10 protein-coding genes are annotated in these 11,691 nt (G+C 40.3%); 6 read left to right on the top strand and 4 right to left on the bottom strand.

Going from position 1 to position 11,691, the window contains the following annotated elements:
• Positions 1-60: 60 nt before the first annotated feature.
• From kynA to kynU, 3 genes are read right to left on the bottom strand one after another with little or no spacing between them, the layout of a single operon-like run.
• Positions 61-897, bottom strand: a complete 837-nt coding sequence (gene kynA / locus J2Z82_RS05330; RefSeq protein WP_245251121.1) for a tryptophan 2,3-dioxygenase — start codon at positions 895-897, stop codon at positions 61-63.
• Between the two features lie 13 nt (positions 898-910).
• Positions 911-1,543: an arylformamidase gene (kynB, locus tag J2Z82_RS05325; protein WP_209479751.1), complete on the bottom strand. Its 633-nt coding sequence runs from the start codon at positions 1,541-1,543 to the stop codon at positions 911-913.
• Positions 1,543-2,814, bottom strand: coding sequence for a kynureninase (gene kynU, locus J2Z82_RS05320; RefSeq protein ID WP_209479750.1), 1,272 nt, complete (start codon positions 2,812-2,814; stop codon positions 1,543-1,545). The genes kynB and kynU overlap by 1 nt, the downstream gene beginning before the upstream one ends.
• A gap of 333 nt (positions 2,815-3,147) precedes the next feature.
• Between kynU and J2Z82_RS05315 the strand changes: the two genes are divergently transcribed.
• The 6 genes from J2Z82_RS05315 (at position 3,148) to J2Z82_RS05290 (ending at position 10,193) form a co-directional block, all read left to right on the top strand.
• Positions 3,148-4,329 (top strand): aminotransferase class I/II-fold pyridoxal phosphate-dependent enzyme, encoded by a 1,182-nt coding sequence (locus J2Z82_RS05315; RefSeq protein WP_209479749.1) that lies wholly within the window; start codon positions 3,148-3,150, stop codon positions 4,327-4,329.
• A 17-nt stretch (positions 4,330-4,346) separates the two neighbouring features.
• Positions 4,347-6,002, top strand: coding sequence for a thiamine pyrophosphate-binding protein (locus tag J2Z82_RS05310; protein ID WP_209479868.1), 1,656 nt, complete (start codon positions 4,347-4,349; stop codon positions 6,000-6,002).
• Positions 6,003-6,033: 31 nt separating this feature from the next.
• Positions 6,034-7,530 carry an aldehyde dehydrogenase family protein gene (locus J2Z82_RS05305; RefSeq protein WP_209479748.1) on the top strand — a complete coding sequence of 499 codons (1,497 nt, stop codon included), beginning with the start codon at positions 6,034-6,036 and terminating at the stop codon, positions 7,528-7,530.
• A 294-nt stretch (positions 7,531-7,824) separates the two neighbouring features.
• Positions 7,825-8,997 (top strand): saccharopine dehydrogenase family protein, encoded by a 1,173-nt coding sequence (locus J2Z82_RS05300; RefSeq protein WP_209479747.1) that lies wholly within the window; start codon positions 7,825-7,827, stop codon positions 8,995-8,997.
• 91 nt (positions 8,998-9,088) lie between these two features.
• A complete protein-coding gene (locus tag J2Z82_RS05295) occupies positions 9,089-9,859 on the top strand; it encodes an IclR family transcriptional regulator (RefSeq protein ID WP_209479746.1) in 771 nt (256 codons plus the stop codon).
• A gap of 22 nt (positions 9,860-9,881) precedes the next feature.
• Positions 9,882-10,193, top strand: coding sequence for a DUF3870 domain-containing protein (locus J2Z82_RS05290; protein ID WP_209479745.1), 312 nt, complete (start codon positions 9,882-9,884; stop codon positions 10,191-10,193).
• A 34-nt stretch (positions 10,194-10,227) separates the two neighbouring features.
• On the opposite strand, the gene J2Z82_RS05285 is transcribed toward J2Z82_RS05290, so the two are convergent.
• Positions 10,228-11,673 carry an NAD-dependent succinate-semialdehyde dehydrogenase gene (locus J2Z82_RS05285; RefSeq protein WP_209479744.1) on the bottom strand — a complete coding sequence of 482 codons (1,446 nt, stop codon included), beginning with the start codon at positions 11,671-11,673 and terminating at the stop codon, positions 10,228-10,230.
• Between the last annotated feature and the right edge of the window lie 18 nt (positions 11,674-11,691).

Here is an 11,691-nt window from a genome sequence, read left to right as displayed (position 1 = left end):
AATGTTGTACAGTATTATATCATTATTTAATCTTTGCGCAATAAAAAAATAGATAAAGATTTATATTTTAGTTCTTAAATCCCACAATTCAGGAAAGAAGTAGTGATCCAATACTTGTTTTAGGTAACCGACTCCGGAAGAACCGCCTGTTCCCGTTTTATGTCCAATAATTCGTTCGACCGTTTTCATATGGCGAAAGCGCCATTGCTGGAACCAATCTTCAACATCGACCAATTTTTCTGCAAGCTGATAGAGCTCCCAATGGTCGGATACATTTTGATATACTTCCATCCAGGCCTGTTCAACTGAATTATCTTTTTCATATGTTTCGGAAAAATCGCGATTAAGTACTTCTGGATTAATATCAAAACCATTACGTGCTAATGCCTGAATTGAAACGTCATAAAGCCCCGGTTTATAGTAGGCATCTTCCAATATTGCATGGATCTCTGGTTCCTTTTTGTAAATCTTAAGGACATGTGGTGTTTTATAGCCTAGTACAAATTCAACCAAACGATATTGATAGGATTGGAAACCGGATGCATTGCCAAGTTTGTCACGGAATTCCATGTATTCGGCAGGCGTTAATGTTGATAGCACATCCCAAGCCTGGATAATTTGTTCCTGTATTTTAGAAACACGTGCAAGCATTTTAAACGAGGATTGCAGGTCATTTTTCTGGATCGAGGTGACAGCAGCTTTTGTTTCGTGAATAATTAATTTAAGCCAGAGCTCACTCACATGATGAATGATGATAAATAACATTTCATCATGATGACCGGATAAACGTTTCTGGCTAGACAGTAACTGTGTTAGCTGCAAGTAATCACCATAGTTCATATCTTCCATAAAATCAGTATGAATTCCCTCTTCATTTGTGAACTTGTTATCGCTCAAAAAATCTCCTCCTTTAACTAAGTGACCTTAATACAGCGCGGACTGGACTAGCATCAGCACCTGTAATAGCGAGTGGGATAGCAATTAGCTCGTAATCTCCTGGTACTACATGGTCGAGCATGAGATTTTCCAAAATAAAAATCCCATTATTATATAATGCATGATGTGTGGCCAAATCTTTACTATCTGGAGCATCAACTGAAGGCATATCCACACCGATTAGCTTTACGCCTTTTTCCTTTAAAAGAGGAGCTGCACCAGGGTCTAAATCCGGCATTTTATCTGGGAAGCGGTTTGGATTATTTGGCAGAGAGGTATGCAGCAACACTCTCGAGATACCGTTGAAATCAAAACCCTGCAATGTTTCGGCTGTAATTTTTTCAACATCACTAACATCAATTACTTTTGCTTTTCCGATCGCTAGATTTATGTCAAGATCATCTATTGTTATTCCCTTTGAATCATAGTGAAAAGGTGCATCAATATGTGTTCCCGTGTGTAAGCTTCCTGTCATTTGCCCGACATTCACTGATCCAGTTTGTTCTATTGAATAGGTAAGTGAATAGTCTAATGGCGTGTCTCCTGGAAAGTGTGCCATCTCATTTGTTAAAGGCTGTGAGATATCAATCCACTTTGATTCCGTCATTATGCGATAACCCCCCGTTTGTTTTCATACCTTTTATAGCGTTCTTCCTTCATAATCTGTTTGAGAATATGAACAGTTTCCCACACTTCTTCAAATGTATTATATAAAGCAACCGGAGCAAGGCGAATACCATTTGGTGTCCGAAAATCCGGTACGACGCCATCGGCTTTCAATGCTTTGCAGATCCGCGCAGCTTCTTTGTGCTCAAGGAAAACATGGCCGCCACGTGTAACCTCATCTGCCGGATTAGCTACTGTAAAATTATAATCGGATAATTCACTGTCGATTAGTTCCATTAAATAATTTGTAAGCTCAAGCGATTTTTGACGAATCTGTTTAATGCCTGCTTCATTAAACATTTCCAGAGATCCAAGTAATGGAGCAGCACTTAATAAGTGTGGTGTACCAATTTGATAGGCGCCTGCGTCATTAGCTGGTGTCAAAGTATGCTCCATATCGAATTGTTTTTCTTTTGCAGAACTGAACCAGCCAGCAAGTCCTGGTTCATTGCCGAAATGTTTTTGATTAACATATAGACCGGCAACACTTCCCGGACCAGCATTTAAATGTTTATAGGTACACCAGAATGCAAAATCAACGTCCCACTCGGATAGTTGGTGTGGTATCGCTCCGATTGAATGACACAAATCAAAGCCGATTATAATATTGCGCTTATGTGCTTCCTGCGTTAGCCTTTCCATATCAAGAATTTGCCCGCTTCGGTAGAGAACTCCTGGCAGTACAATTAAAGCTACATCATCAGCCATGGCTTTTATGATATCTTCTGTCTCAAGTGTATTACCATTACTGCTTTTCACTTGAATAAGGTGTTCATCTGGATCGTACCCTTTTAGTTTCAATTGACTTTTCAGGGCATATATATCAGATGGGAAATTCAACTCATCTGCAAGTATTTTAGTTTTCTTGTTATTCGGTTTATAAAAGCTTGCAACAAGCTGATGCATATTTGTCGTTGTGGAGCCTGTAACAATTACTTCATCCTTTTTAGCGCCAACTAAAGGAGCGGTCATGGATCCTAATTTTTCGGATAAATAAAACCAGGGATGTTCTCCCTCAGTCCATCCATCTATCGCGTATTTTTTCCACGCGTTAACTGCGTCATCTACCGCTTGCTCAGCTCGCTTTGATAAGAGTCCCAATGAATTACCATCAAAATAAATTCTTCCATTTGATGTGTAGAACTCCTTACGAAAATCTTTTAAGTTATCTTTTTGGTCTAAATTGGTCGCATACGTTTTCTCCGTGTTCATATTATCATACCTCATTTGTTCAGGAATTTTTCAGCAGTTAAAGCTTGGTGATAAGCCAAGTTTTCTAACTGTCTAGGAAACAATAAAATTTTGAGTCAGTCTAGTCCATACGCGCTGAACAGGCGCTTGCACTTTTTGTTCCTACCTTCATAATAACAATGAATATGGGGGTTTCAAACTTATATCTATTAATTATCGGATTGAAAAATGAACAAGACTTTTGAATCATTTAAATTCTGTATATTAAAAACAATTGCAAATTTTAAAATACTGATTTATACTTAAATTAGATATGAAATAACGTTTTACTATATGAAATATGGAGGGGAAAGAATGAGCTTTGTTTCTGACAAAGTAAAGAATTTGCCGCCCTATTTATTTTCTGAATTTCAACGAAAGAAAAAGGAAATGGAAGCAAGTGGAGTAGATGTAATTGATTTAGGGATTGGTGCGCCTGATCTGCCGACACCAAATTTTGTGATTGATAGATTGACTGAGGAGTCCAGGATTTCTGATAATCACCGTTATTCGACATATAGCGGATGCGTTGAGTACAAAGAGGCAGTGGCTGATTTTTATAAGAAGCAGTATAATGTTGACCTAGATCCAGACACGGAGGTTATGGCTGTAATCGGTTCAAAGGAAGGAATAGCAAACCTAATGCAAGCTACCCTAAACCATAATGACACTGTATTAGTTCCGAATCCTGGTTATCCTGTTTATCGGACAGCTGTTCATTTAGCAGGAGGAGAAAGTGTCTCACTACCATTGGATATACACAATGACTATATTCCATTATATGACCAGGTTGAGAGTGCTGCAGTAAAACGGGCAAAATTAATGCTTTTAAATTACCCAAGTAACCCAACAGCAGCAACTGTAGGTTATAACACATTTTTGAAAGCGATTACATTTGCTGAAAAAAATAACCTTTTGCTCGTTCATGATGCTGCCTATGACATGGTTACCTACAACGGCTACAAGTCGCCTAGTGTGATGCAGGTTTATGGTGCTAAAGAAAATGCTGTTGAATTCGGGTCGTTGTCAAAAAGTTTTAATATGACTGGCTGGCGTATTGGATACATGGTTGGAAATAAAGAAATTATTAAGGCGTTATCAACGTTTAAAAGCAACATTGATACGTGTCAGTTTCTCCCTATACAAAAAGCTGCTGCCACTGCGTTGAAGAGTGATTTTTCCGAAGTAGCCAAGAATAACAAGATTTATCAGGAACGAATGGAAAAATTACACAAAGCCTTGCAGGAACTTGGTATCTATGCAGAAAAGCCGAACGGCACCATTTTCCTTTGGGCAAAGGTTCCTGATGGCTTTTCGTCGATGTCTTTTGCTAACAAGTTGCTTGAGGAAGCAGGAGTTATCGTAACACCTGGAAACGCGTTCGGCTCACGTGGTGAAGGCTTTATCAGAGTGGCGCTAACAGTTACTATCGAACGTTTAGATGATGTAATTGGAAGGATTCAAAGATTAGATTTTAAGGAGGTGACCCAAAAGTGAAAAGTACGGGAGATGCAATCCGACAAACGAAAACCCAAACAGCAGCTCAAGCGATTGTGGAATGCCTGAAAATAGAGGGTATTTCAAATGTGTTCTGCGTTCCTGGTGAAAGTTATTTGCCTGTGTTAGATGCATTACATGATGAAGAGAGCATACGTGTTATAGCCGCAAGACATGAAAGTGGAGCAGCATTTATGGCTGAAGGGTATGCAAAATCAACCTTAAAACCTGGTATTGTGCTTGCTACACGTGGCGTTGGAGCAGCTAACCTATCAATTGGAGTTCACACTGCATACCAGGACTCAACTCCAATGGTTGTATTTCTGGGACAGGTACATAGCAAGTTTAGAGGCAGAGAGGGATTTCAGGAAGTTGATCTAGACCGTTATTTTCAGCATATTGCCAAGTGGGCAGTCGAGGTTAATGATGCAAAGCGCATGCCTGAGATTGTTCAACGGGCATTTCGAATTGCTCAAACAGGAAGACCGGGACCAGTAGTTATTTCGCTGCCGGAGGATGTTCTCCCTGTTGAAGCTTCAATGCAATTTGGACCTGTAACCGTTAATCCATCACCAGTACCAGCACAACATGAGATTAATCGTGTTGAAGAATTACTTTCATCAGCAAAAAAACCATTGATTATAGCTGGAGGTGGAGTGAAAAGCTCGCAGGCGGAAGAAGTTCTGGTAGCTTTTGCAGAAAAGTATACAATTCCTGTATTGGCAGCATTTAGAAGGCAAGATGTTTTCCCTAATAATCATCCATTATATGTGGGGCATCTTGGGCTTGGGACCAATAAAAAAGTGCTGCAAACAGTAGAGCAGGCAGATCTGATTATTGCGCTCGGCACCCGCCTTTCAGAAGTAACGACACAGGACTATCAGATTATTACAGCAGACAAACAACTTATCCATATTGATATAAGTTATGACACAATCGGTAAGGTTTACGCACCAGATGCAGGAATCGTAGCTGATGTCGGCGAAGCATTACAAGTGTTAGGTAATATAGCTGTCAACTGTGCATGGGGTAATTGGGTGAAAGAACGTCGTCAAGCACATGAGGAGGTTAGTAGTTTAAATGTTTCTCATAATGATGTGATTAATAAACATATTATTGCGTTGATGGAAAAAAAGTTGCCCAAAGATGCTTTATTAACAAATGATGCTGGTAATTTTGCAGGTTGGCTGCATGCATTTTATCCATTTACCGAAAAACATACGTATGTAGGGCCAACATCTGGAGCGATGGGGTATGGAATGCCAGCAGCACTTGGGGCGAAATTGGCCTTTCCGGAAAAAACAGTTGTTTCTTTATCTGGTGATGGTGGTTTTATGATGACCGTTCAGGAGCTGGAAACAGCAGTTAGAAATAATATTCCAGTCATATGTCTTGTTTTTAATAATAACATGTATGGAACCATTCGCATGCACCAGGAAATTCATTACCCGAAGAAAGTGGTTGGTACTGATTTAGGGACTGTTTCCTTTAAGAATTTAGCAATTAGTGTTGGTGCTGACGGTTATCAGGTTACAACAATAGAGGCGTTTGCTGAAGCTTTTGAATTGGCCTTAGAAAAAAACAGACCAGCAGTGATTGAGATTTTGACTGACAAAGAACAGATTTCAGTTTCATCCACGATTACGCAAATTCGTGATCGTGCTGCAAAATAGATTACACACCAATTTTTAGGAGGTATTTATTATGGCTGAAACATTACTTAAGGCAGAAAGACTTAAAAACTTTATCAATGGTGAGTGGATTGATGTTAAAGAATCGACTGAGGTTATTAATCCGGCAAATGGAGAAACAGTTGTTAACGTACCTTTATCAGGCAGTGAGGATGTGAACACTGCTGTTAAAGCTGCAAAAAAGGCTCAAAAGGAATGGGCACAAGTTCCGGCACCACAACGTGCGGAGGTGCTGTTCCGTGTTGGAAGCATCATGAAAGAACGTAAAGAACGGTTATCACAATTACTGACAATGGAGAATGGAAAAGTAATTGAAGAAGCACGAGGCGAAGTGCAAGAAGGAATTGATATGGCATTTTACATGGCTGGAGAAGGCCGTCGGATGTTTGGACAGACGACTCCTGCAGAACTAAAGGATAAATTTGCGATGAGTCAGCGTTGTCCGGTTGGTGTTGTTGGAATTATCACACCATGGAACTTTCCAATTGCCATTGCCACCTGGAAGTCATTTCCTGCGATTGTCTCTGGTAATGCAGTTGTTTGGAAGCCGGCGACAGAAACACCAATTATGGCTTTTGAGCTCGCAAAGATTTTTGAAGAGGCAGGGTTACCTAAAGGTGTTGTAAACGTCGTCTTTGGAAAGGGATCTGCAGTTGGTGATGCAATGGTTAACCATGATGATATTCGTGTTATTTCATTTACCGGATCAAATGATACTGGACGAAGCATTGCAAGTAAATGCGGGGAACAGCTGAAAAAAGTTTCACTTGAAATGGGTGGGAAGAATGCTGTAATTGTCATGGATGATGCGGACCTTAACCTTGCTGTCGAAGGTATTTTATGGAGTGCTTTCGGAACAAGTGGTCAGCGCTGCACAGCTTGCAGCCGCGTAATTGTTCATGAGGATGTTAAAGAAAGACTGGAAGAGCGTCTGCTTGTTGAAATGGAAAAGTTAACAATCGGTGATGGTCTTGATGAGTCAATAAAAGTAGGACCGATCATTAATAAAGCAGGTCTTGAAAAAATTAAAAAATATATTCAGATAGGCAAAGATGAAGGAGCGAAAATGCTGGCTGGAGGTTATGTCATGGATGAAGGTGAACATGCAAAGGGTCACTATTTTGCTCCAACATTGTTCACAGATGCCACGGCTGATATGCGTATTTCACAAGAAGAAATCTTTGGGCCAGTTGTTTCATTAGTACCCGTAAAAAGTTTTGAAGAAGCAATCGAGGTTAATAATGGCGTGGAATTTGGGTTATCAAGCTCAATCTTCACAGGAGATGTCAATCGCGTATTTAAAGCACAACGTGATCTTGATACAGGAATCGTATATGTCAATGCTGGTACAACAGGAGCGGAGATTCATTTGCCATTCGGTGGGACAAAAGGAACAGGAAACGGACACCGTGACTCTGGCGTTCAAGCGCTCGATGTATTCACCGAATGGAAAGCAGTCTATGTGGACTTTAGTGGAAAACTGCAGCGCGCTCAAATAGACGTTGAGTAGGAAGAAAAGCGAAGGCGACTGATCAGCGACGTATGGAATGCGCCCGCACATCGCGGGTGGGTCGACGTTGCCGTGCAAAGCGGCGGTCTTAGTCGATCTTCCTTTTCCCTGAGATAAAGGAAATGCGAAGAGCGTAAGCGAATCGACGTTGACTTATCGTAAGGAGGAGAAGGAAGTCCACTAGTCGCTAGAAGCCGTAGCTAGACAAAGAAAAGCGAAGGCGACTGATCAGAAATGGTTATATAAGGTGGGTATTAACTATATAAAATCTTATACAGGGAGTGTGAAGGATGTATGAAAATAGGTGTATTAGGATCTGGATTAATGGGGAAAGAAGCTGCACGAGACTTAGTAGGAAGTGAAGGTGTAACTGCTGTAGGATTAGCGGATATTGATTTGGAGAGAGCTCAGCAGGTTTGTGATCAATTAAAATCTACTAAACTGACAGCTTATCAGGTAAATGCCAGCGATGAACAAGAATTGGCTAACTATATGCGCCAGTTTGATGTGATCATAAACGCCTTGTTTTATTCGTTTAATGAAATTGTTGCAAAAACAGCAATCCAGGTTGGAGTAAATTCAGTAGATTTGGGTGGTCACATTGGCCACATGACTGATAAAGTTTTGGCAATGAAAGAGGATGCAAAAGCTGCGGGAGTGACTTTAATACCTGACTTGGGGGTTGCTCCAGGTATGATTAACATTCTATCTGGTCATGGCGCAAGTAAGTTAGATAAATTAGAGGAAATAAAATTATATGTAGGTGGAATACCGCTTAAACCAGAGCCGCCATTTGAATATAATCATGTATTTTCCATGGAAGGTGTATTTGATCATTATACAGATCCATCCCTTATTGTTCGAAATGGAGTGAAGCAGGAAATTTCATCGTTGACTGAGGTTGAACGTGTATATTTTGAAAAATTCGGCCCATTGGAGGCTTTCCATACATCTGGCGGGACATCTACATTATCAATCTCATACCCGAACTTAAAAACGCTGGAATACAAAACAATCCGTTATCCAGGGCATGCAGAGAAGTTTAAATTACTTGTTGATCTTAATTTGACACGAATGGATTATCAGGTAGATGTCAACGGACAGCAAATTAACCCAAGAGAGGTATTGCTAAAAGTTCTCGATCCAATTGTCGATCTAAAGGAAAAGGACGATGCAGTATTATTACGGATAAAAGTTTCCGGTGAAAAAGATGGAAGACCAAAGACATATGAGTACGAAATGACGACATATAAAGATAGAGTAAGTAATGTAACAGCAATGGCTCGTGCTACAGCCAATACAATTTCGGTAGTTGCACAAATGATTGGTAATGGTACAATTTCTAAACGAGGTGTATACCCTCCAGAGCAATGTGTCCCTGGTGAAACTTACATGAAGGAAATGGCAAAAAGAGATGTGAACATACTTGAAACAGGCAATACAGAAAAAGAGCATGTAAATATTTAACAGGTTTGTTGAGGTTGTCCTACATCAAATGAGGCAACCTCACTGCTTTATACGATATATTAAATTAGGATGCAGCAAGGAGACTTCGGTCATGAATCAAAGTGTGATAAAGGCATTGAAACTACTAAATTACTTTACAGTGGAAACACCAGAATTAACATTGAAAGAGATTGCCAATAAGGCTGATATCCCAAAACCAACCGCATACAGATTGTTATCCGCTTTGGAATCCAGTGATTTTTTATATAAAACAAAGGAAAACGAACATGATGGTCGCTACCGATTGGGATTAAAATTACTTGAATTGGGACAAATTGTGTCAGACCAACTGGAGATAAGAACGATTGCTTTACCATATATGGAAGAACTCGCACAAGAAATTAATGAAGTAATTCATTTGGTTATCTCAAGTCAGGATGAAGCGACGTACATAGAAAAAGTAGACAGTGCAAGAGCTTTGCGATTGTATACTAGAATTGGAAAAAGCTCACCACTGTATGTGGGGTCTGGTCCTAAGATGCTGCTTGCTAATATGCCACGTGAACAGCAGGAAAAAATATTAAGTGATTCAGAACTATACCGATTAGGTGATCATACTCCAATCGATAAACAGCAATTAATGCAGCAACTGGAAACAATCTACCAGGATGGATATGCATACAGTATTGGGGAGCAGGATGCAGATACGACAGGGATTTCCTATCCAATTTACGATTCTCGTAACCAAGTTATCGCCGCGTTAGCTGTTAGCGGGTTATCAAGTCATTTTCAAGGAGACAACCTAAAACTACTAAAAAATAAAACAAAACAATCTGCCCAGACCATTTCGAGGCAATTAGGTTATCGCGGGCCAGATTTATAATTTCGAAGGGATCTGAATTGTTATGAATACAGTCTTTATAGCAGGCCATGCCAGGTTGCCATCCGGAATGGCTGCAAAAAATATGTATGAAACATTGACCATCACTGCTGAAATTGACAAAAAATACGGCGTGATTGTAGCAGCTAATTGTACACTGGCAACGGAACATGGAAGGCAATTTGTGCAGCAATTACTTAGAGGGCATAGCTTACAGGATGGAATTGAAATGCCTGTTGAGGAAGTAAAAGAACATTACTTAGGTAAAGCCGGGAATGCACTGGCATCTGCATTAAATGATTTATATAAGCAGTATGAGCACTACCTGGGTAACTAAAGTACCCCCACCAAAGGAAGGTGGGGGTACAACTTTATTCTATCCCCATTGATACATATTTCTTCTCCAAAAATTCATCCATACCGTAGTGTCCGCCTTCTTTCCCAACACCTGATTGCTTGATACCGCCAAATGGGGCTTCAGCTACTGCTGGAAATACATCATTTACACCAACAATTCCATATTCAAGCTTTTCAGAAACCCGGATCGCACGGCTTGTCGTTTCTGTGAAAATATAGGCGGCTAATCCGTAATCTGTGTTATTTGCATTTTGAATTGCGGTTACCTCATCCGTGAACGTTTGAATTGGCATAACAGGGCCAAATGTTTCTTCGTTCATAATGAGCATATCATCTGAAATGTTTGATAGAACAGTAGGCTGATAGAAATAACCTTCCATATCGCCGGACCATTTATTACCGCCTGTAACAATAGCTGCACCTTTTTCAATCGCATCATCAAGATGTTTCTGAACCTTTACGGAGGCTTGCTGATTAATTAATGGACCAAGATCCGTATCGTCAGCAAGGCCGTAACCTATTTTGAGCTTTTCGACTTTTTCAGTAAGCTTTTGTGTAAAGCTTTCTTTAACGGAGTCATGAACATATATCCGATTAGCGCAAATACACGTTTGGCCATTATTTCGGAATTTGCTTGCTAATGCAAGGGTAGTTGCTTTATCAATATCTGCATCGTCAAAAACGATAATCGGTGCATGACCGCCAAGCTCAAGTGATAGTTTTTTAACATGATCAGCACTTTCCCGCATTAAATGTTTTCCGACTTCTGTTGAACCAGTGAATGTTATCAAACGAACTGCTTTACTCGTAAGCATCGTATTCCCGATTGCTTCTGCATCTCCAGTCACTAAATTTACAACACCATTTGGCATGCCTGCGCGCTCAAGTATTTTGACAATTTCGATGGCTGATAATGGTGTTTCTGGAGCTGGCTTAAGCACAATTGTACAGCCAGCAGCTAATGCAGGTGCTATTTTTCTGGTTATCATGGATGCCGGGAAATTCCACGGTGTGATGGCGCCGACCACGCCAACAGGTTGCGGAATAACGAGCAGACGCTTGGATTTATTAGAAGAAGGAATCCATTCTCCATATGCACGACTTGCTTCTTCGGCATACCATAGTAAAAAGCTTGCTGCTCCTTTAACTTCACCTTTTGCTTCTTTAATCGGTTTACCTTGCTCCGTCGTTAAAATTTCCCCTAATCGGTCGACTTCTTCAAGCATAAGTTCATGCGCTTTGTATAATATGCGTGACCGTTCACGACCTGTCATTTCACGCCATAGCTGAAACGCCTCTGATGCAGCAGTGATTGCCTCTTCAGTTTCGTTTGCTCCACCATAAGCCACCTTTGTTATGGGCTCTAGGGTAGCGGGGTTGTATATAGTATCCGTTTGCTGTGAATTTACATTTCGCCATTTACCATTAATAAAAATACTTTTTGTTTCATTTTCGAACATATGTGAGACCCTCCTTAG

Source organism: Virgibacillus litoralis (assembly GCF_017873675.1).
Taxonomy (GTDB): Bacteria; Bacillota; Bacilli; order Bacillales; family Amphibacillaceae; genus Lentibacillus; species Lentibacillus litoralis.
This window is presented reverse-complemented; position numbering and strand designations above follow the sequence as displayed.

What these genes read in the sequence shown, in the direction of transcription:
- kynB (WP_209479751.1), bottom strand. Translation starts at nt 1,543, where the DNA reads ATGACGGAATCAAAGTGGATTGATATCTCACAGCCTTTAACAAATGAG.
- kynU (WP_209479750.1), bottom strand. Translation starts at nt 2,814, where the DNA reads ATGAACACGGAGAAAACGTATGCGACCAATTTAGACCAAAAAGATAAC.
- J2Z82_RS05315 (WP_209479749.1), top strand. Translation starts at nt 3,148, where the DNA reads ATGAGCTTTGTTTCTGACAAAGTAAAGAATTTGCCGCCCTATTTATTT.
- J2Z82_RS05305 (WP_209479748.1), top strand. Translation starts at nt 6,034, where the DNA reads ATGGCTGAAACATTACTTAAGGCAGAAAGACTTAAAAACTTTATCAAT.
- J2Z82_RS05300 (WP_209479747.1), top strand. Translation starts at nt 7,825, where the DNA reads ATGAAAATAGGTGTATTAGGATCTGGATTAATGGGGAAAGAAGCTGCA.
- J2Z82_RS05295 (WP_209479746.1), top strand. Translation starts at nt 9,089, where the DNA reads ATGAATCAAAGTGTGATAAAGGCATTGAAACTACTAAATTACTTTACA.
- J2Z82_RS05290 (WP_209479745.1), top strand. Translation starts at nt 9,882, where the DNA reads ATGAATACAGTCTTTATAGCAGGCCATGCCAGGTTGCCATCCGGAATG.
- J2Z82_RS05285 (WP_209479744.1), bottom strand. Translation starts at nt 11,673, where the DNA reads ATGTTCGAAAATGAAACAAAAAGTATTTTTATTAATGGTAAATGGCGA.